Raw genomic sequence first — 22254 nt, forward strand, 5'->3', positions numbered from 1 at the left:
GCTCGCAATAAGAGGAATAAAATAGGGAGAGATCCCTCTCCCCAAGACGGAATTATTTTAAAAGGTGGGCGGCCGCACCATTTTGTGCATCTTCGACACGCTGGCGACCATCAACAATATTTTGAATGGCATTACCTTGCGCGTACCAAAATGCGGTCATCTGTGGCACGTTTGGCATAATTTCACCGTTCATGGCGTTATCCATGGTGGCGGCAATACGCTCATCGCTGTCCAATACCGACTGGAAAGATTTCAATGCGACCGCACCGAGTGGTTTGTCTGCATCAACTTTTTCCAATCCGTCATTGGTTAGCAAATAATTTTCAATAAATTCGACCGCCAAATCTTTATTCGGTGAGGCTGCACTGATCCCAGCGGTTAATACCCCAACAAACGGCTTAGAAGGATTGCCGTTTAATTTCGGTAATAACGTGACGCCGTAATTAATGCCGGATTTATCAATATTATTCCACGACCATGGACCATTGATGGTCAATGCGACATTGCCTTTATTAAATTCAGCTTCGGAGATGCTGTAATCCATATCAGCAGAGATCACCTTTTGATCCACCAGCGATTTGACAAAGTGCATGCCATTTTTTGCACCGCGATTATTCAGGCCAACGTCTTTCACGTCGTACCCCTCTGCGGTGAACTTAAAGGCATAGCCGCCGTCGGCAGTAATGATTGGCCATGTGAAGAATGGCTCACGCACATTCCACATAATGGCTTTTTTACCGTCTTTCTGGAGTTGCTTGTCCAGGTCGGCAATGTCTTCCCAATTTTTAGGCGGTTTAGCAACCAGGTCTTTATTATAAATGAGAGAAAGTGCTTCCACCGCAATCGGATAACCCACCAACTTACCGTCGTAGGTCACAGCATTCCAAGCAAAATCAATGATTTTGGCTTTCATTTCTTGGCTTGGATGCACCTCTGTCACAAGGCCCGATTTGGCATAGCCACCGAAGCGATCGTGTCCCCAGAAAACAATATCCGGGCCATCCCCTGCGGCAGCCACTTGTTGAAAGCGGTCAGCTAAGTTATCAGGAAACGCCACAGTCACTTTCACACCCGTATCTGCTTCAAACTGCTTCCCGACTTCTGCTAAGCCGTTATACCCCTTATCACCATTTATCCAGATGGTCAGTTGGCCTTCTTCAATGGCGGCATGTGCATTGAGCGAACCCAGTACAGCGAGGGTGCACAATGCGACGGTGCTGAGGACTTTCTTCATTTTTAACATCCTTCATGATTGTTATCTATGCGTGCGACAGAATACGGCTATAGCACAACTTGCATGGTCTATAATCCATTAGTCATAGGTATAAGGCATCATCCTGCCCCCTACGCCCCCGGCCACCAAGCAACAAAACCGTGATCTTCGTCGTGTTCAATAGTGATGCAGATCTAATTCCAACGCTTGATTGTGATACGCCGCACATAGTACGGATAATAAATATCACGTTCATCCTCTATACCTACAAAGTGTGATCTAAGTACTCCTCCCCCCCTCATCCCCCTAATTTATTTCGCGTTAGGAGGATGTTTACAACCTATTCCTCGGTAATATTATCGTTATGCCCAACAGGGTAGTTGAAGATGCTCAGGCTTAGGCGAGTTGGCGTTTTTCACAGTAACCACTTCATTTAGATGATCGTGCTGTTTTATTTTCGGGGAAGTAAATAAGGCAGGTTGAGTCAGGTGGCGCGGTATTCGGTTCACGATGCATGCGCTACCTTTTTTTCTACGCACTCCGTAACTGAGCGGTAAATAAGCCGTAGTCAGACGTTACTGAATAATAACAGCCCAGACACACTTACCTAAAAAGCATCACGCATGACTGGAAATCCAGCAAAAATTCTTTACCCGCAAGGCCGTGCTTGAATATCATGCGCCTTGCAGGCAACAACAAACTTAGAGGATAGGCTCGATGACGAGTGTTACTTTACGCAATGTATGTAAAGCATATGGAGATAACCTGATTTCAAAAAACGTTGATCTCGATATTGCTGAAGGCGAGTTCGTCGTTTTTGTTGGTCCATCAGGCTGTGGTAAATCAACCCTTCTGCGTTGTATCGCAGGGCTAGAAGACATCACATCAGGCGACTTGTTCATCGGTGAAAAGCGTATGAATGACGTCCCTCCGTCAGAGCGTGGTGTCGGTATGGTCTTCCAGTCCTACGCCCTTTATCCCCACCTTAACCTATTTGATAACATGTCTTTCGGCATGAAACTGGCCAAAGCTGACAAAGGCGAAATCAAACGCCGTGTTGATCATGCTGCTGACATTCTTCAGCTGGGTCACTTACTGGAACGCAAGCCGAAAGCCCTGTCTGGCGGCCAACGTCAACGTGTGGCAATTGGCCGTACGTTGGTTTCGCAACCAAACGTTTTTCTGCTTGATGAGCCACTGTCTAACCTCGATGCGGCACTGCGTGTGCAAATGCGCATCGAAATTGCCAAGCTGCACAAGCAACTCGGCTGCACCATGATTTACGTGACACACGATCAAGTCGAAGCGATGACCATGGCACAGAAGATCGTCGTGCTCGATGGCGGCTATGTTTCGCAAGTAGGTAAACCGCTTGAGCTGTACCACTACCCACAAAACCGCTTTGTCGCAGGCTTTATAGGTTCACCAAAAATGAACTTCATGAGCGTGTTTATTGAAGAAGTGGAAGATGAGCGCGTGATGGTGCAATTGGCTGACGGCAACAGCTTCTGGATCCCAGTGGATGGCACAACAGTCACCAAAGGCGCGCGTATGTCGTTGGGGATCCGCCCTGAACACCTTGTACCTTGTGCCGAAGGCGATGCGTGCATTGAAGGGACCATTCAAGTGGTTGAAAAGCTGGGTTACGAAACCCAAGCCTACATCAATCTGGATCACATGGATGCGGACTTCATCTACCGCCGTCCTGATACCTTGGATATCGAATCTGGCGACAAATTCAAAGTGGGCATTCCGGCACATCGTTGTCACTTGTTCCACAGCAACGGGCAAGCGTGTCGTCGCTTGTACCAAGAACCTGGCGTATAAGCCTCACCTTTTCCCCCTTACATTAAAGCGCTGTCTATTCAGCGCTTTTTTTGTATCGCTTCTTTATTTATCGCGTTTTTTGTATGGAGCCTGCCCCCCTATGTGTGATCCTCGTGGTAAACAGATTGATCTTCGCCGTGAACCGTTTGATCCCCGTATAAAACAGTATGACCCGCGCCGCATGGTGGTGCTCCCTGACTTTGTCATCCCGCAACTCAATACAACCCGTACCGTGCGTATTTATCTGCCCGTGGACTATTTCACCGCCCAGCCCCTCCAAGAACACGCCCCCCAACGGCACTACCCTGTGCTCTATATGCATGACGGACAAAATGTCTTTGAACCTCAACTGTGCATTTCAGGCATGAGCTGGCAAGCAGGGGAATATCTCGATGCCTTACAACATAGCAGCGACTTTACCGGAGCGATTATTGTGGCGGTGGATTGCAGCCCCGAGCGTGAACAATTTGGCCGGCGGGATGAATACTCGCCGTGGCCCTATGAACCACAAGCCACTCTTGCCCATTGGCCAGAAGCCGCCGTACCACAAGGCGGCGACGGCAACGCTTATTGCCGTTTTATAATCGAGACGCTCAAGCCGTACATTGACCAGCATTACCGCACCCTGCCACAGCGTGAGCACACCACCATCGCAGGCAGCTCCATGGGCGGTTTGATCAGCCTGTATGCCTTGTTAACCTACCCTGAAACTTTTGCCAGCGCGGGCGTATTTTCGCCGGCCTTTTGGTTTGCCGAAACCGCCATGAAAACCTTGATTGCCGCGACATCGCGAGAGTACCTCACACAATGGCCACTGACGGTGTACATGGACATTGGTACTGAAGAAAGCAGCGGTCATGCGGGTTTCCCTGCCCTGTATCATGATTTAGCGGTTGATATCGCCAAGCAACTGCATACCTTTGGCCCCGAAGTTCAGTGCCGGTTTAATGTTGACCCCGGCGGGATCCACAGCGAAAGTGCATGGGCACGGCGCTTTCCGGCCTTCATCGAGCACTGCGTCTTACGCAGAGCTTAACCGGGAAGAATGGAAGACTCGGGCATCTCTTTCTACACTCAAGCAGAGGGTGTTGACGAGCGACAGGCTTCATCAGTGCGCGCGACAACCGACTTGTCTTGTCACACATTTCGGCTAAATTCCGCGAAATGGAGGATCAGCCATGAGCAGTCATGACAGAATTGAGGATATCGAACAACGCATTTACCTCGCTTACCAAGAAGGGGACTACCAAGAAGCGAAATCACTTGAAATAAAGCTGAATCGACTCAGAGGGAAATTCAATATGCTTGATGAGCGAGAGCCCTATTCCTTAGAAGGGCGCATATTTTGGGATGATGAACAGTAGATACCAATACCCTGACACCGGGCACCGTGGCGTTATCAGCAATCGATATCCACATGTTTTATCCTCCCCTGTCACTCTAACAACGAGCATATACCTGAAAACAAATACCCATAAAAAAAGCGCTGATCACTCAGCGCTTTTTACTTTTCCTCGCCGCATGACACGACGAGGATAAACACTCATTAGTCCGCCCATTAATCCGCGGCGTTAACGAATCCTGCCTGCTCAACATCCTGCTGCAACACGTGCATGCCATTCAGCATTGGGAACGATTTGTCGACGGCCGGGGTCGCAAAGTGCAGATCGCCAATGTCCAGTGCAAAACTCGGTTGAACACAAGTCATCGACACGGCTTCACCATTGACCTGACAAGTCGCGGTTTCAGGATCAAACGTCACCATCACCGGTGTCGTGCTCGCAGCAATAGAGACACGGTGCTTGGCTTTCAATGTATCCATGAAGATGCACTCGATGCTAACCGATGTCTCCGTCGCGACCGACAAGGCAAACTGCTGTTGGCCATCAACACATTGCACATCCACCAGCAACGCATTGTTATCACTGAAACGCAACGTCGCTTGTGCCTGCTGCCAGCAGCTTGGTAAACACGGTGCCAACGTCACTTTATTATCGAGTAGGTTCGGCTTAAAGCCCATGTAGTCTTGGTAACCGTTACGGGTAAATTCAGACACCGACCACGCCTGTGCGTACGTCCCGGACGTCGTGACTTGACCGCTTTCATTTAAGAAGGCATCCAAGTTTTCACTCATGGTGCCACGGTGACCGATGTGCAAAATTTGATCCGCCAAGTTTTGCGTTAACTGGTAAGCAAAATCGGCATAACCGTATTCAATCAAGCTTGAAACGGCAAAACCGGCATTCCAGCCCCAAATGGTGCCGTTATGGTACGCCGCATCCTTATGGTATTCCTCACGGTTTGCGTGATAAGGGTGGAAAATCGGATCATGCTGAGACAGGGACGTGATCCCCCATGGGAACAGCAACTCACTGATGGCATTTTTCACCACCTTCGCACCCACGTTTTTATCCAGCAGCGAATTATCAAACGGTACCGTCAGCGTCATCAACTGGTTAGTACGCACTTGCAGATCACGGCGATTGTCTGCATGCAGGCGGTCTGCCAACAACTGGCTGTCTGTATCCCAGAACATCAGCTGGAAACTGGCTTTCACCTTGTCAGCCATGGTTTGGTAACGGGCTGCATTGGCGTCATCCCCCGTCAGTTTGGCCAGCTCCACCGCCACCAACAAACTGGTGTACCACAGTGCCTGAATATCGTTAGCACGATCACCACGGGCAGACCACGGTAAACGCCCTTCCAGCTTGGCATCCATCCAGGTGTCAGGATCACGGTGTGTCATCAAGCCATAGGCATCCAAGTAGTGCTTTTCGATCCCATCAATGTAGGTCTGCACCACCGGATAAATCGACTTGGCGTAGTCTGCATCACCGCTGTAACGTAAGTAATCCCACACTTCACGTACCATCCACGGCGTACCGTCGGTGGTGTTGTAAATCATATTGGTCTTGCTAGTCACGCGGTTCGGGATACGGCCGTAGTTGATATCTGCCGGGTCCTGCATCTGCATTTGAGCGAAGTTATCAATGATCGTCTTCGCATCATTGAAATCACCGTTCACTAACGTGATACCCGGTACGGCGATGAAAGAGTCACGGCCCCAGCAATCTTTAAACCACGGCAGGCCCGCCCAAATACCTTTGCCATATTCGCTTGAAACAAACACTTTGCCTGCGGCTTTGGCCCACATCAGCGCACGGTTATAGTCCATGTCTGATGTCCACAGGTACGAGTGTGTCAGCATGTCATACACATTCTGCTGGTGTTCCGTCACACCGTCACCTGCCAGCATACGGTTGGCTTGTGCAATGGCCGCGTCTGCGGTTTCCGCAAAGGCCAGATACACCGTCATGCCCGTGGTTGGTTGCTTCGATCGGATCACCGGCTTCACGTGATGGCCGCTGAAGAACGCCTGCTCTTTCAGGGCGGGCGTCTGAGCAAACGTAGTTTCTTCAAAATCAAACGCTGTATCGGCCACCAACGCGATGAAAGACGGGGTACCAGCTTGGCGCAATGCCGGCGCCAATGCGTACACCACACCATTGTCAAATGCCGTCACCTCAGACGCACTGATCGCCAAATTCAATTGTGGCGCCACCGCTAACAAAGCAGGCTGATCGGCACGTACCGTGATGGCCGCATTACGCTCGCCATTGTGCAAGCCTGAAAATAGCATCAAGGTATCTTCGACCTTATTGCCGCCTTGGGCGTACGTGTGCGTGACACCGTACGGGAACAACTGAGCCTGTGTCGCTTGGGGTTTGGCATTCACAACGCCATCAACAAACGTCGCAAATGTGCCAAGGTACCAACCTTGCTTATGACGGTATTTCCCCGCAGCAACAAATGCATGGGTACTGCCTTCGTAGTAACCGTCTACGTTGTCACCAAACACAAAGGGCGCACTGCTCTCAAGCGTGATGGCCACGTGCTCAAACAATGTGTTCGGCGCTAATACAGCTCCACCTTTACCGACCAATTCGTGCTTGTTCGCCGTCACATCAAACGAGAATGATCCCAGTGCGCGAGAAGCCGCTTCTTCCACATTATCGCCGCCTTTGTCGATCGTCATGCGTAACGCATTATCGGTGACAGCTAACTGGACCGTATACAAACCGGTTTCAGGGGCATGAAACACCAAATCATTGCCGATCCCTTTTGCCGGAACTACGACTTGCGCCTGACCTAAGAAACAATCCACCGCTTTATATTGATCAGCTGCAAAACACAAATCTTCAGTGCCTTGCTGATCGGTGATTTTAAAACTGTGTGCATCCGCAGACAAACACACCACGGCCTGATACACGCCGTTACCAACGTAAGCCATCGGGGTATCGTCACCCCAACCATTGAATGTGCCTTTTACATATAACTGCGCAGAAAATGGCGCTACGTCCATATGACTCATACCCTATCCTTCCCAAAACGTCGTGACTGACTTTGCACGTACAAAAATGCGCAATCTCCGGGCGAAGATTGCGCAATCACTTTGTCTAAAAAATTACTTACGGATCTGCGTGACCGCGGTATCCAGTGCTTCTTTCACGGTTTGACGACCTAACAGGGCGTTTTCAATCGCCGCCCCTTCAGCAAACCAGTACGGCGTCATTTCCGGAATATTCGGCATGATCTCGCCGTTTTCTGCGTTTTGCATTGAAGCCGCAATACGGCTGTCTTTTGACAACTCTTGCTGGTAAGACTTCAGTGTCACCGCACCCAATGGCTTATCAGCGTTCACTTTTGCCAGACCTTCATCGGTGATCAGGTAGTTTTCCAAAAACTCCACCACCAAATCCTGGTTCGGACTCGCCGCGTTAATACCTGCACTCAATACACCCACAAACGGGTTGGATTTACCGCCGTTAAGGGTTGGGAAAACAGCAACGCCGTAGTTGATCTTGGATTTTTCAAGGTTACCCCATGACCAAGGACCGTTAATGGTCATTGCCACGTTACCTTTGTTGAACTCGGCTTCAGAAACCGCGTAATCCATGTCTGGGTTCACGACGCCTTTTTGGGCCAAATCCACCAAGAATGACAAACCAGCAACACCTGCTGCGTTATTCAGGCCAATTTGTGTGCCGTCAAAACCAGTGTCTGTTTTCTTGAATGCATAACCGCCGTTCGCAGAAATCATCGGCCATGTGAAGTAAGCATTTTTTACATCCCACATGATGGCTTTCTTGCCTTTCGCTGCCATGGCTTTTTCAATCGCGTACAGCTCTTCCCACGCTTTCGGTGGCTCAGGCAACAAGTCTTTGTTGTAAATCAGAGACGGAGATTCAAGCGCAATCGGGTAACCCACTAATTTGCCTTCGTACGTGACCGCATCCCAGCTGAAATCGACCAGTTTGTTTTTAAATTCTTCAGATGGTTTGATTTCTTTTAGTAGGCCGGCTTTCGCGTAACCCCCAAAGCGGTCATGCGCCCAGAAAATCACATCCGGACCACCGCCCGTTGCCGCGACTTGCTGGAACTTGGCTTCCAATGAATCCGGGTATTGAACCGTTACCGCCACACCCGTATCGGCTTCAAATTGACGGCCCACTTCCGCCAGACCTTCGTAGCCTTTATCACCATTAATCCAAATCAGAATTTCGCCTTCCTGCATGGCCGATGCTGCCATTGGAAAAGCCATCGCTGCGGTTAGGGTACACAGAGCAAAAGTTTTCGTTATACGCTTCATTCCATTCATCCATTGTGCTTGGTTTATATGCCCTCAAGGTACCTCCTACCCCCCAGAATGAGCATCCTCCTTGCGCCTACGCCCCCCTGTGTTTTCCATCATTTTGTGAATGCGGGCACAATTCGTTTCTCACGCCCGTCACTTTCATCAGATACACGGCGTCGACTCACTTTGACGCACCCTGCTCATCTTGCTTTAGCCCCAAGCGATTGGCCAGCGGCTCTATCGCCCAGCCTTGCAGCACCACAGAGATCAACACAATGAAAAAGACAATGTGCATAATAGTCTGCGCCTGTGGCACCCCCGCAGAGGCAGGGATCAAGGCAAAAACAATCGGCGTGGCGCCTTTTAATCCAATGGCAGCAATAAAAGTCTGCTTTTGCCACGACGCACGCCGAAAAGGCACATAACACAGAAACACCGCCAGCGGCCGTGCAATGAGCATGAGCAAACACGCAGGAACAACCGCCAACAGTACATCACCCAGCATTGCCAGCGGAAAGAACTGCAGCCCCAAAATAATGAACATTAAGGCTTGAGCTAACCACGACACACTATTGAAGAAGTGTTTACTGATTTCTCTTCCGCGTCTCACCCCGTTACCAATCACCACCCCAGAGACATAGGCGGCCAATAAAATATTCCCCCCCAGTAACTCACTGCCGTACGTTGCCATGAAAAAACACGCCAATATGAAGACGGGGATCAGGCCGTATTCTTCCAAACGATTATGATTGAGTAACCACACACACAGCTGGCCGATAAACCAGCCCAATCCCATCCCCACCACAATCTGCTGGGCCAAAGTCAACAGTAACGTACTGTAAGAGGCTGGCTGACCGCTTGATAACAGCATATCCGTCAGCATGATCACTAACACCAAAGCCACCGGGTCGTTCGTGGCAGATTCAAACTCCAACACGGTATCCGTATTGTCTTTGAGCTTGAGTTTTTTCGATTCCAAAATTGAGAATACCGCCGCTGCATCGGTCGAGGCCACGACAGCGGCAAATAACAGGCACAGCAGCAGATCAAGGTTGAACAAGAATGCAAGGCTGCCACCTAAAATGCCGGTCGTCAGTAGTACACCAAATGTCGATAACAGACCGCCTTCTTTATAAGCAATGGCGATGTTTTGTTTTGACGTATTTAGCCCGCCAACAAAAACGATGATATTGAGTGCCATGGCACCAATGAATGATGTCACCGCAAGATTGTCGTAAACAAAACTCCACTCTCCATTGCCAAATGCCAGTCCAATCCCCATAAAAATCAGCAACGAAGGAATGCCCAATGTTTTCGAAGGTTGATGAAGTAAGATACCGATCGCCACCAGCAACGCCATCCCTAACAACATGTATTCAATATTGATGCTTTCGACCATACAGCCCCCTTATTGGCTCTGTTTTTCATCAGTGCAGGGTGATCTCATACCAACCTTGTAAAACTGATACTTTATAAAATTTTATAATGACTAAACATTCGGTTAATACAGTCTAACAAAATAGAAATCTCGTCCCTGAATGGCCAGTAAACACAGGGAAGATCTTATAAAATCATGCATTTCTTGAGCCTTGGCTGATCTCAGCTACGCTTAAAAACAGAGGCTTAATACGGATTTGTATGATGGCATCTCAAAGCCTCTACGCACAACGGCAGATAACGACACTCTCGATGTTCAAGCATGGCAGGTATCTGTCGCCAAACCATCGCAACAGGAGTACAACGATGAAATTAAAAGCACTATTGATCGCGTCTAGTTTTTTCTTGGCCAACATGGCGTTTGCGACTAATCATTGCACCTGGTACATCCAAGACCGAGGATGGTGCACCCCTTACTTCCCAGCCAGCAGCAGCCAACCCGCCCCTCAGAAAAAAACCATCGACTGTGAACAAGTCAAACAATGCCAAGCCAAGTAATGGCCGATTATCAATGTGATACGTTAGGCATACCACACCCTGATAATAATGGCAGTCAACAGCATACATAATGGATAGATACAGAAAAGCCTTGAACAGGGTTCAAGGCTTTTTATTAACGGTAGCTCATTGTCTATTATTTTGCAGGCGCAAAATCAACCGCCGCTTTACGGTGTGCGGTGTAAATGGCTTCACCATCACTTTCTGCATCAAAAATCACATTCACGTCAGGAGAAAATAAAATTACATCGCCGACTTCGGCAACATATTTATTGCCTTCCATATCACGCACCACAATTTTACCTTTCGTCACTACCTTATATTCAGCTGCATCATAAAAATATTCAAATCCGACACCAGGTGCCATCGTAAAATGGCCGATCGTCAATTCTGCACAGTTATTGGTAACGGCCACTTCAGCCATGTCACTTTTCAGCCCTTCAACGTTAAGCAATTTGCTTAAGTCATTAAGCTTCAGTGAACCCGATTTAATTAGCGTGATACCCGGTTTATGGGTTAATGTCGTCATTTTTACTGCCTTATAATTCAATGAAGACGGTGACAGCCAATACTGAAACCTTCTCTCCATTTTTATGTTGCTATTTAAATTAAAAAATACGTGCGCGCGTTTATAATGCGATTAACGGCCGCTGCGATGAAAGATGGTATTTGATTCCATATCAGACGCTTCCACTCTTACTGAACGACTGGCATTCAATGACAAAGGAATAAATACGCGACCATGTTCATCTGTTGTGAACGATGCATCGTTAAGTTGAGGAACATTCGTCACCTTAACCGTTAATCCTGATACAGGGTGAGATTGCTCAGTTGCCTGAACATAAATACCGCTATTAGAATCAGTAAGTTTAAGCACGGCTGCAGAGGCTGACATAGAAGTGATAAGTAACGTTGAAAGTGCTATGACTTTAAACATGTTTGGTACCTACAATGATCGATAATTCATTTTGTGAACTCAGAAAGATCGCCATTGACGACCTTTCTGTTTCGTTCCGACAAGTTATTAGCTATCGTTTTATTACATACGCGCGTTGAAGATTGCGATGATCTCTTCCAGGCTAGCTTTACGTGGGTTCGTTAAAGAACAAGCATCATTGAGTGCATTTTGCGCCATAAATGCCAATTTATCTTCCGTTACACCCAGATCAGCTAAACGCTGTTTTGTGCCCACTTTTTCAGAAAGTGAATCAAGCGCTTCAAGGGCGGCATTAACGGCTTGCTCTTGTGTCATCGCTGATACGTCAACCCCCATTGCTTTCGCAATATCAACAAAACGCGCAGGTACTTGCTGTGCGTTAAAGCGAGAGACTTCTGCCAACAGGATGGCATTACACAATCCGTGAGAAAGGTCATACACACCACCTAACTGGTGTGCCATTGAATGTACATAACCCAGCGATGCATTCGAGAAGGCCATACCGGCCAGATACTCGCCATACTGCATCGCATCACGGGCTGCACGGTTTTCACCATCATTAACCGCCGTCTCAAGATTTGCAGCAATCAATTCAATCGCTTTGATTGCTGATGCATCGGTAATTGGCGTCGCTGCGGTTGAAACATAAGCCTCTACAGCGTGTGTCAACGCATCCATACCTGTTGTTGCCGTAAGGAACGCCGGCATAGCCACCATTAACTCTGAGTCATTAACGGCAATGATTGGCGTAAAGTGTTTATCTACCACTGGATACTTTGTTTCATCTTCCTGATTGGTGATGATGGCAAACACTGTCATTTCAGATGCCGTACCTGCGGTCGTATTAACCGTAACAAGTGGCAATTGTGGCTTTTTCGAAAGGTGAACACCTTTTGAATAATCACGAATATGGCCACCATTCGCTGCCACTAAGGCAATACCTTTCGCGGTATCGTGAGAGGAACCACCACCGAATGAAATAACAAAGTCACAGTGACTGCTTGCAAGGAGTTCAAGGCCATCCTCAATATTTTTTTCAGTCGGATTAGGCTGCACACCATCATAAATAACGAAGTCAAGGTGATGGGCCTTCAATTCAGCGGTTAGTTTGCTGACCAAGCCTACATCAACTAATACACTATCGGTCACAATAAGTGCTTTTTTCAATTCTTTTGATGCCAATTCCGCACCTAGAGATTGAATAGCATTTGGACCCATAAGGGTAACTGGTGGCATGTAAAATACATTGCTCATAATAAAGCTCCGTTAATTTAGCGTATTGGCTACTCACCGCATCAGCCATGAGTATTAAATGGGTAAAACAAGATTAGATATTTATTTCTGTCTAATCTGTATTGCTATGTCATATATAACGTGTTGTTCGTTGTGACTAGCGTATTTCGTTTCGATGGAGCCATCATAACCATTACCAATTAATGATCAATACCAGAAATAATTAAAACACTATTACTATACAGAAACAATAAAAGCAACCCATTAAATATCAACACGTTAAGTGAAAAACAAACAAGAAAAACCCATAAAAACGCACTACAATCTCGGTAATAGACTTTTTAAGCGACTGATTTGTGTGTTTTTCAACCACAATTATTATTACCTCTCAGTAAAGGTCTTTTTTGAATTAACACGATTATCAACCAAGATGAAATAAATTATTATATTCGTCATTGGCAGCAACAACTGTTAATCCCATACTCTTTTATCAAACGACTAAATACCCTTGCTTTATATAACAGGGGATGTGAACAACATGAAAAAACAACTTACAAAGCTACTGACCTTTATGAAAGGAACAAAAATGAACGTTATTAAATTACACCCATCTATTGACCAAGGTTTTACAGCCACTCAAGAAGGGTTCAACGGTGGTGTATTAAACTGCAAATGTAAAACGAATAAGGTGAGTGTTAAACTAACGGGCCAGACGGCACATAATCACGCTTGCGGTTGTTCTAAGTGCTGGAAGCCAGAAGGCGCTGTATTTTCTCAAGTCGCTGTTATTTCACGTGATAATCTTGAAGTCATTGCGAATGAAGACAAGTTAGCCATTATTGATGAAGCGGCTGCCATTCAGCGCCATGCATGTAAAGCATGTGGTACGCATATGTATGGCCGTATTGAAAATGGTGCGCACCCATTCTTTGGCCTCGATTTTGTTCATACTGAATTATCGGATGACAAAGGTTGGTCGGCGCCACAATTTGCGGCTTTCGTGTCATCAGTCATTGAAACAGGCACCGATCCTAAAGATATGGATGCCATCCGCGCACGTTTTGAAGCGCTAGGTCTACCTACGTACGACTGCCTATCTCCAGCGCTAATGGATGCCATCGCGACGCACATCGCGGCGCAAAATAAAGCATAAATTGCCACCCCATCATTTGGCTATGCTTGATAGCCAAATGGTTTCGGCATGAAGGTGATTGAGGTCGCTAAGTCATTTTTGCCCTCATCGCTCTACCGCTTCACGACTCATATAGGGTAATGACTGTATTCGGTCATTTTTGTTTTGGTCGAAATATCAAATTTTCGTGATCCCCTATACTGATCCTCATGAAGCACTACAGATAAAGAGAAAACTTAACTACGCTTATAGCGATTCCGCGCTTACCTTACTCATTATGCTTACTTTTCTACCGATAAGTGATCAATAAGGAAAAACCAATGGCACTTGATATCAAACCTGGTCAAACATCAATCAAATCAAAAGCAATGGTCGCCTGGGCTGCTGGCGAACCCCTTAAAATGGAAGAAGTCGACGTACAACTGCCTAAAGCCGGTGAGGTGCTGGTCCGCATCATTGCGACAGGCGTTTGTCATACCGATGCCTTCACATTATCAGGGGATGATCCAGAAGGTATCTTCCCTTCCATCTTAGGTCATGAAGGTGGCGGTATTGTTGAAATGATTGGCGAAGGCGTGACAAGCCTTGAAGTAGGCGACCACGTCATTCCGCTCTACACCGCAGAATGCGGTAAATGTAAATATTGTCTGTCAGGCAAAACGAACCTTTGCCAAGCCGTGCGAGAAACACAAGGTAAAGGCTTGATGCCTGATGGAACGAGCCGTTTTTCAATTAATGGCGAAACCATTTTCCATTACATGGGCTGCTCAACGTTCTCTGAATACACGGTGTTGCCTGAAATTTCATTAGCCAAAGTCGCTAAAGAAGCGCCACTTGAAGAAGTCTGCCTACTCGGCTGTGGGGTGACCACGGGCATGGGTGCTGTGCTTAACACAGCGAAAGTACAAGCTGGCGATACGGTGGCGGTATTCGGCTTGGGGGGTATTGGGTTATCAGCCATCATCGGCGCACGTATGTCTGGTGCAAAAACCATCATTGGTGTCGATATCAATGAAAGTAAATTCGAGTTAGCGAAACAGTTGGGAGCAACTGACTGTATTAATCCGATGAAATTCGACAAACCCATCCAAGAAGTGATTGTTGACATGACGGATGGCGGTGTGGATTATTCCTTCGAGTGTATCGGTAACGTTAACGTGATGCGTCAAGCACTTGAGTGCTGCCACAAAGGTTGGGGGGAGTCGGTGATCATTGGTGTAGCAGGTGCCGGCCAAGAGATCTCAACGCGTCCATTCCAGTTGGTAACAGGCCGTGTATGGCGTGGCAGCGCATTTGGTGGCGTAAAAGGTCGTTCTGAACTGCCTGAAATCGTCAACCGTTACATGGCGGGTGAATTTGGCCTGCAAGAGTTCATCACTCACACCATGGGCCTGCAAGACGTCAACGAAGCCTTTGACTTAATGCACAAAGGTGAGTCTATCCGTACCGTGCTTCATATGGATAAATAAGCCGTCGCGTTTACCCATCGCATAACTTGATTTCGCACGGGTCACTGACACAAAAAGCCGCTATAAAAGCGGCTTTCCATTTTATCAGATAACAGCGTGCTCCACGCTTACCCATTTAATCCCGCTGCAAAATCAATGATGCAAGTGGCGCGAGCGTCAACGGTAATGTCCCTACCCCGTTTGCCACTGTTAACACGGCTTTCACCTCACCATACAATTGTTCAGTCAACGCATACTCACCATCGCTAAGCTGCCATGCATCAATCACATTCGCTGGCAAATGAAGGTGCAATTCCCCTTTTTCATCCCCTGCAACGGGTGCATCTGCAAAGTTCGCCACCACTAACAAGTGCTGATCGGCATCATAACGGGTGAAGGCAAACAGCTTGTCGCCATAGTACGGGGTGTGTTCACGGTTATAACGGTGGATCTCTTGGTATTCTCCCATCAAGGCTGTGCTGGACAGGGTAAATGACAATAAACGCTGATAGAAATCACGCAGCGCTTTTTCATCCTCTGTCAGTTGTCCGCCATCAAACGCACCGTTATTCATCCAACGTTGATGATGCGGCACACCGGCATAATCGAAAATGGTGGTGCGAGACGGTTGACCAAAGCCCGCCATGTCCGCCCCCGGCTCACCGACTTCCTGACCAAAATAGACCATTGTTGGAGACGTACTGAGCGTGGCAGACACTAACATCGCAGGTTTGCCTTTTTCCGCGCTCCCCGCAAATTCCGGACTGGCGACCCGCTGCTCGTCATGGTTATCCAAGAAATGCAGCATATGATGTTCAATGTCCATCAACTGCGCTTGCACATCCACCAGCGCATCCGTTGAACCGTGCCCTTGCATGACTGCTTTTAGCGTGTCGTACAAATCCACCTTGTCATACAGGTAATCCATCTTACCGAGTTGAATATAGTCGCGGTACAGATCCGGCTGGTACACTTCCGCCATCAAAAACGCATCGGGGTTGGCCTGCTTGATGCCCGCATTCATGAAACTCCAAAACTCGACCGGCACCATTTCCGCCATGTCATAACGGAAGCCGTCGACGCCCATCGCAATCCAATACAGCGCAATGTCACGGAACTTCAGCCAGGAGTCCGGCACGCTTTTTCCCTGCCAAAACGCAAAATGCTCAGCATGCCCCAATAAACGGTAGTCTTCCGGCAAGCAATCAAAATCTTTCGTGCCATCTGGACGTACCCCGTAATTCACTTTTACGGTTTCATACCAGTCATCAAACGTCGGCTTCGCCAAACGTGAACCATTGCCCGTCCATTTGGCCGGATATTCATGATACGGTGTCGCCAAATCGGCATGTGCGTCGCCACCTAGGGGCTGATAACCGTTTTCAGCGTCAGGTAATTGAAATGCCTGGTCCGGAATATAGTAGAAGTTATTATCACGGTGATATTCCACCGCTGTGTTATCACGCGCACCAAAATCTTCCACGCCCTCAGGATTCGTTAGCCCTTGATAACGGCGGGCAATATGATTGGGCACGATATCAATGATCACCTTTAGGCCATGTTGGTGACTGCGGGAAATCAACGCCTGAAACTCTTCCAATCGACGGGCAGGATCATCCGCCAAGTCAGGGTTCACGTTGTAGTAATCTTTCACCGCATACGGCGAACCTGCTCGGCCTTTCACCACGGCAGGGTGATCGTTTTCAATCCCAAAAGCGGTGTAATCCCCCACCAAGGCATGATGTGGTACACCGGTATACCAAATATGAGTCACACCCAAGTCTTTGATCGCCGCCAGCGCGGTATCAGTGAAATCATTGAATTTCCCTACACCGTTTTCTGCGGCTGTGCCCCACGGACGCTGCATGGTGTGTGTATTACCAAACAAGCGCGTGAACACTTGATAAACGACGGCTTTGCCAGCGGCTTCCTTTGCGAGAGGCTCCGATGCCTTGGTTACTGCTACTTCTGTCATGATGGGTCTTCTCTATCCCTGTTAAAAAGGCAGACACGGGTCTGCCTTTCCTTTCTATTATGATGTTGTTGTCTTTTATTGCTGCTTGATAAAGGGGAGCGGCCTAATTACGCGCTCCCTTATCAACGTTTAATCAATTGTAAAAACGTCGCTTCAGCACTTGGCGATCCCGCACGCTTGGCTTCTTCCATCAAGGTCAGCGCTTTTTTCATGTCGTTGTTCTCGACGGCTGCTTTAATCTGTTGATTATAAAACGCCTCGCTTTCTGGCAGCATGTTCACGCTCGGCACAGCAGGTGTATTCCCTGTGATAACAACCGGTGTTGCCGTCACTTTTGCGGGTGCATGATCTGCAACAGGGGTTGCCGCGACAGGTACGACGGCAGGTGCTATTGCAGGTACTGCGGGGGCGGTCACACGGAATGAGCGCATCGCTAATGGCTTAAGATCCAATTCCAACGAACCAAACGTCGCATGTTCAATCGTCGGATCAGTCACCATGGGGCGGGCTAACCCCAATTCTTCGGCTCTAATGCGCTCCGGATGAGGGATTTGGATCTCGCCAACGCGGTAATCTTCGGGTGAATAAATCACCATATAAGGTGTGGTTTCTCGATCCATCACAACACGATCTTGATAGCTGGCCAAATGGAACATATCTGACAGCTTTACATCGAAGTCATCCAAAGCGATGGTCTCAACCACCTCAAAGTGCGCATTCAACAGCAGGACTTTCGGCGCAAACACGCCCACACTACGCATCCAGCTTTTTATGTCGACCTGCATGCGCTCAACATTCTCCGGCAGGGCAAAAGCGGCGAAGTAGCTCTTGCCATCCGCAAATTCGCCTATTTGAGAGTGGGCATCAATGGTGACGTCAATGCTTGTTCCATCCATCGGGATCCAAGCAAAATTACTGAATGCAGTACAGCATGCCGGTTGTGTGATCGTGACATCTTTTACCGTTTCTGCTGTCGGTGACGCCGCGCAGCCAAGCAACGTTGCGGCCAATATGGCAGCCAATGTGGTTTTCATTATCTTCATGTTATTCTCCCTACCCTTCTCGAATGATGTTCCCCGACAAAATGTGTGTGCGGGGATGACGGGGGTAATTGGTATATGTCTATAGACGCATCCAGAGTATCGCCCACAGATATATACCGCTTATCCTGCCCAACCTCTAACGGAAAAAGGCAGCCCGAAGGCTGCCTTGAATGAAATGTGATTTAGAACCAGATTTCTGCGTGAACACCGAATACCGTCTCGTTGTCACCGTCTTTAATACCTAGGTGACCCGCACTTGCTGCATCATCAGCAATGATGTGGCTGACGTAAGGCTTGATCTGTGGACGACCAAAGTAGTCAGCATTCACCGTAAATACCGCTGCCACTTCACCGTTTAGGATTTGGCTTTCTACTGCATCGCCAGTACGGCCCCAGTAACCTTCTTTACCGTTCTCGTAGCCGTATGATGCGGTGAATTCCCAACGGAAGTTGTCGTTCACTTTGTACGTAGGACGCACTGCAATCAAACCACGCTGCAAATCTTCTGCACCGAACAGGGTATCAAGTGCTTGGAACCACGTCAGTTCAGAACCCATCTGCCAGTTTGAGCCTAGGTTTGCCACACCGTATGTGGTGAAGAACACTGACTCATCAGAATCAGGGGCTGAGTTCCAGCTACCGAAGTTCAGACCACGGTTAGAAGCCAGACCTTTACCGTAAGTTAGACCTGTTTGAGACCAACCATCGAAGCCATAGTAAGAGGTGTTGTATGTCATACCGACACCCACGCCGCTGTCTGCTGCGTCACCGTCTTTGTTCGCTTGATGCATCACTTTTACATCAAAATCAAATGAACCGCCCAGTGCTTTTACACCGTAGTAGTAGAAGTCCAACGAACTAAGTGTAGTGCGGTCGCCATCTGCAATGCCGCCTTGTGCAGGTGGTACGCCGTCAAGACTACCCGCTTCTGGGTCTGCAGAAACGATTGCAATACCACCGCGTTGGCCATCATCAAATTTGGTTTCAAAACCAAGGCCTTGGCCTGATGATTGTTTCCAGAATTCACCCGACATGCCACTTGCAGAACGGTTTAGGAAGCGACGACCAGACCAGATTTCAGTGTCTTCAGGCAGGTAAGGTAAGTTGCCCAATGCCACGTACGCTTCTTTAATTTCAAACTGCGCGCTGTTATTCCACTTCTGGCTGCCTGGTGAACTGTAGTAGTACGAATCACCGTTACCGTATTCAGCACGAATAATGAAATCACTGTAAACACCGTTCGCAAACTCTGTGTGTTTTTTCAGTACAAATTCAACCTGCGAACTACTTTTTCCGTAAGTACCCGCGGTCTTGTAATCTGGTTTACCAAATTCACCATCGAAAGATTGGCCATCCAGCATACGGTAGTTCATGGAACCGTAACCGTGGATTTCCCACCCATCAGTCAACACATCAGTGGCAGATTCAGCAGCTACGTTGTATGAAGTTAGCGCGGTAAGAAGTGCCGCTGCTACAGGTACTAACTTGTGTTTCATAGGAATGTCCCTTTAATTTTATTGTTATCTCGACGGCCATCTCGCTGTCTTTTCGGGACTTATATTCAGGGCAGGTACAGCTTCCGTCATCCTCCTGATATGGGGCGTAGACAGGAGGATGACGGGGGCGTAGAAAAAAAGGAGTAGGAAGGTTTCGTGATACGCCTCACGAACGTTAGGCGTACGCCTGTAATAAAACTACGAAACGTCACGAAAAAATAAGAGTTGTATCAACAAATCACATGCATGTTGACAGAAAACATAACTGAATTTTTTTTCATTTATTTTTGAAATAAATGATTACTTGACTGGGCAAAATTTCGCGATTAAATAGCAGAAAATGATGTCTAATTTAGCTAAGAGATAAACAGGATGTTCGCCACTTTAGCGCAGCCGTTTCCATTGGGAGCGACATTATGTGATCAGGGTTGCAATTTTTCCCTCCATAATCCAGATAATAAAAAAATTCATCTTGTCTTGTTTAACGACAATAATACACAATGCCTTATTCCGCTGGATAGGCAATATGGTGATATCCATTACACGTTCGTGGAAGGAATTCGTGCAGGGCAAGCCTATGGCTACCAGCTTGACGATAAAGATAAAGACGGTCAAAGGCTGTTGCTTGACCCGTATGCGCAGGCGTTAGATGCCGTCCCGCATTATGTGGAACCCTTCACCGCAGAGCAGAGCTGGCAGTTTGCAAAATCTGTCGTGGTTAACCATGACTTTGATTGGCAAGGCACTCGCCTGCCGCAAATTCCCCGTGAAGCGACCCTGCTACTTGAAACCCACGTCAAAGGCTTTACTCAGCTGCACCCAAATATCGACCCCGCCTTACGTGGCACCTATTTGGGCCTATGTCAGCCTGAAATGATAGCCTTCTTCAAAGAGCATAGTATTTCAACACTTCAGTTGCTGCCCGTTACATCGTGCATGTCAGAGCCACACCTGCTGAAAATGGATAAGGTCAATTACTGGGGTTACAACAGCTTATGCTTCATGGCGCCCGAGCCGCGTTATGCGCAGCACGATGCGGTGACTGAAATGAAAACCATGGTGCGCGAACTGCATCGTCATGGCATTGAAGTGATCATGGATATCGTGTTTAACCATACGGCAGAAGGCGGTGAAGGGGGGCCAGTCTTCCACTTAAAGCGCCTCGACAAACACTATTATCTACAAGATGAGAATAAGCATTACTGCAATTATACTGGGTGTGGTAATACCGTTGATCTTAACTATCAGCCTAGCCTGAATATCGTGCTCGACACCCTGCGCCATTGGGTGATCAACTATAAGATTGATGGCTTCCGTTTTGATTTGGCGTCCACTTTAGGCCGTCAAGGGGCTCGCTTTAATCACCACAGTGCCTTTTTTAAGGCCATTGCTCAGGATCCGGTATTAAAACAAATTAAATTGATTGCTGAGCCGTGGGATGTTGGGCCAGATGGGTATCAATTGGGGCATTTCCCGCGCGGTTGGAATGAATGTAATGATAAATACCGCGACACAATAAAAAGTTATTGGTTGGGCCAAGAGAATAATATGAAAGAATTCGCCACCCGTTTTATGGGTTCGCGCGATTTATTCAGTGCTGGTCAATGGCCCGATAAATTATCCGTTAACTTTATTGCTTACCATGACGGATTCACCTTGCAAGATTTGGTGAGTTATAACCAAAAGCACAATCATGCCAATGGGGAAAATAACCGTGACGGGCATGGCGATAACCGCTCAAATAACCACGGCATTGAAGGTGATACCGACAACTACGCCGTCTTATGTCGCCGAGAGCGCCAAAAACGCAACCTGATGGCCACATTGCTATTCAGTTTTGGGATGCCACACCTGCTGGCGGTCGATTTGCTGTCACACAGCCAAGGCGGCAACAATAATGCCTACTGTCAGGATAATGCCATCAGCTGGGCCGACTGGACGGGTAGTAAAGACAAAGACGAGTTCCGTCACTGGCTTGCCACGCTAATCGCCGCCAGACAACAGATCATGGTGCCCTTCACGCGTGCCTTTAGTGGTCCACATCGCGGTCATCACCGTATTAGCTGGAAGCGTTCTGATGGTCATGTGATGAATGGCGAAGATTGGCAAAAGATTGAGTCTTTTGCGCTATTCCTTGGCATTGAGAAAACCGGCGCTGAGCTGATGTTTTTGATCAATCCATCCGCCATTCCGACACGCTATCGCTTACCGACTGGCGAACGCTGGCAGATTGTGTGCGATACCTCCGAAGGCACTCACACGACTCGACAGGTACAGACCACCTATATGCAAAGCGCCCTCTCGATGACGATTTTGTATCGGAAATAAACGTTTCGAGTTTCGGAAAATATAACGCCTTACGGTCTGCACAATACAGAAA

The 22254-nt window shown here is 47.9% G+C and carries 17 protein-coding genes; 7 read left to right on the forward strand and 10 right to left on the reverse strand.

Annotated elements, in window-relative coordinates; all coding sequences use genetic code 11:
- Positions 1-52: 52 nt before the first annotated feature.
- Positions 53-1234, reverse strand: a complete 1182-nt coding sequence (gene malE, locus ACSF8W_RS01415) for a maltose/maltodextrin ABC transporter substrate-binding protein MalE (RefSeq protein WP_500844408.1) — start codon at positions 1232-1234, stop codon at positions 53-55.
- Positions 1235-1930: 696 nt separating this feature from the next.
- Here malE (ACSF8W_RS01415) and malK point away from each other — a divergent pair.
- The 3 genes from malK to ACSF8W_RS01430 all read left to right on the forward strand — a co-directional run bounded on the left by malK (position 1931) and on the right by ACSF8W_RS01430 (position 4404).
- Complete coding sequence (gene malK / locus ACSF8W_RS01420) at positions 1931-3040, forward strand: maltose/maltodextrin ABC transporter ATP-binding protein MalK (RefSeq protein WP_500844410.1); 1110 nt, start codon at positions 1931-1933, stop codon at positions 3038-3040.
- A 100-nt stretch (positions 3041-3140) separates the two neighbouring features.
- Entirely contained in the window at positions 3141-4076 is a 936-nt protein-coding gene (locus tag ACSF8W_RS01425) for an alpha/beta hydrolase (protein WP_500844412.1), read from the forward strand.
- Between the two features lie 142 nt (positions 4077-4218).
- A complete protein-coding gene (locus ACSF8W_RS01430) occupies positions 4219-4404 on the forward strand; it encodes a hypothetical protein (protein WP_500844414.1) in 186 nt (61 codons plus the stop codon).
- A 194-nt stretch (positions 4405-4598) separates the two neighbouring features.
- Here the strand turns inward: ACSF8W_RS01430 and ACSF8W_RS01435 are convergent, their stop codons facing one another.
- The 3 genes from ACSF8W_RS01435 to ACSF8W_RS01445 all read right to left on the reverse strand — a co-directional run bounded on the left by ACSF8W_RS01435 (position 4599) and on the right by ACSF8W_RS01445 (position 10074).
- Entirely contained in the window at positions 4599-7412 is a 2814-nt protein-coding gene (locus tag ACSF8W_RS01435; RefSeq protein ID WP_500844416.1) for an amylo-alpha-1,6-glucosidase, read from the reverse strand.
- A 93-nt stretch (positions 7413-7505) separates the two neighbouring features.
- Entirely contained in the window at positions 7506-8690 is a 1185-nt protein-coding gene (gene malE, locus ACSF8W_RS01440; protein ID WP_500844418.1) for a maltose/maltodextrin ABC transporter substrate-binding protein MalE, read from the reverse strand.
- 166 nt (positions 8691-8856) lie between these two features.
- A complete protein-coding gene (locus ACSF8W_RS01445; protein ID WP_500844420.1) occupies positions 8857-10074 on the reverse strand; it encodes a potassium/proton antiporter in 1218 nt (405 codons plus the stop codon).
- Positions 10075-10418: 344 nt separating this feature from the next.
- Between ACSF8W_RS01445 and ACSF8W_RS01450 the strand changes: the two genes are divergently transcribed.
- Positions 10419-10610: a hypothetical protein gene (locus ACSF8W_RS01450; protein WP_500844422.1), complete on the forward strand. Its 192-nt coding sequence runs from the start codon at positions 10419-10421 to the stop codon at positions 10608-10610.
- 136 nt (positions 10611-10746) lie between these two features.
- On the opposite strand, the gene ACSF8W_RS01455 is transcribed toward ACSF8W_RS01450, so the two are convergent.
- The 3 genes from ACSF8W_RS01455 to ACSF8W_RS01465 all read right to left on the reverse strand — a co-directional run bounded on the left by ACSF8W_RS01455 (position 10747) and on the right by ACSF8W_RS01465 (position 12801).
- Positions 10747-11139: a EutQ-related cupin domain-containing protein gene (locus ACSF8W_RS01455; RefSeq protein ID WP_500844424.1), complete on the reverse strand. Its 393-nt coding sequence runs from the start codon at positions 11137-11139 to the stop codon at positions 10747-10749.
- 111 nt (positions 11140-11250) lie between these two features.
- Positions 11251-11547 (reverse strand): hypothetical protein, encoded by a 297-nt coding sequence (locus ACSF8W_RS01460; RefSeq protein WP_500844425.1) that lies wholly within the window; start codon positions 11545-11547, stop codon positions 11251-11253.
- A 102-nt stretch (positions 11548-11649) separates the two neighbouring features.
- On the reverse strand, positions 11650-12801 hold the full coding sequence (locus tag ACSF8W_RS01465; RefSeq protein ID WP_500844427.1) for an iron-containing alcohol dehydrogenase: 1152 nt from the start codon (positions 12799-12801) through the stop codon (positions 11650-11652).
- 565 nt (positions 12802-13366) lie between these two features.
- On the opposite strand from ACSF8W_RS01465, the gene gfa reads away from it, so the two are divergent.
- Together gfa and ACSF8W_RS01475 are read left to right on the forward strand one after the other, a co-directional pair.
- Positions 13367-13933, forward strand: a complete 567-nt coding sequence (gene gfa / locus ACSF8W_RS01470) for an S-(hydroxymethyl)glutathione synthase (RefSeq protein ID WP_500844979.1) — start codon at positions 13367-13369, stop codon at positions 13931-13933.
- Positions 13934-14232: 299 nt separating this feature from the next.
- Positions 14233-15381, forward strand: a complete 1149-nt coding sequence (locus ACSF8W_RS01475; protein ID WP_500844428.1) for an S-(hydroxymethyl)glutathione dehydrogenase/class III alcohol dehydrogenase — start codon at positions 14233-14235, stop codon at positions 15379-15381.
- Positions 15382-15496: 115 nt separating this feature from the next.
- On the opposite strand, the gene ACSF8W_RS01480 is transcribed toward ACSF8W_RS01475, so the two are convergent.
- The 3 genes from ACSF8W_RS01480 to ACSF8W_RS01490 all read right to left on the reverse strand — a co-directional run bounded on the left by ACSF8W_RS01480 (position 15497) and on the right by ACSF8W_RS01490 (position 19874).
- On the reverse strand, positions 15497-17335 hold the full coding sequence (locus ACSF8W_RS01480) for an alpha-amylase family glycosyl hydrolase (RefSeq protein ID WP_500844430.1): 1839 nt from the start codon (positions 17333-17335) through the stop codon (positions 15497-15499).
- Between the two features lie 122 nt (positions 17336-17457).
- The gene (locus ACSF8W_RS01485; protein WP_500844431.1) at positions 17458-18378 is read right to left on the reverse strand and encodes a MalM family protein; all 921 of its coding nucleotides are present in this window, start codon (positions 18376-18378) and stop codon (positions 17458-17460) included.
- Between the two features lie 182 nt (positions 18379-18560).
- Positions 18561-19874: a carbohydrate porin gene (locus ACSF8W_RS01490; RefSeq protein ID WP_500844433.1), complete on the reverse strand. Its 1314-nt coding sequence runs from the start codon at positions 19872-19874 to the stop codon at positions 18561-18563.
- Positions 19875-20246: 372 nt separating this feature from the next.
- On the opposite strand from ACSF8W_RS01490, the gene glgX reads away from it, so the two are divergent.
- Positions 20247-22202, forward strand: coding sequence for a glycogen debranching protein GlgX (gene glgX / locus ACSF8W_RS01495; protein ID WP_500844434.1), 1956 nt, complete (start codon positions 20247-20249; stop codon positions 22200-22202).
- The last annotated feature ends 52 nt before the right edge of the window (positions 22203-22254 follow it).

Source organism: Photobacterium sp. 270122K, from assembly GCF_059941365.1.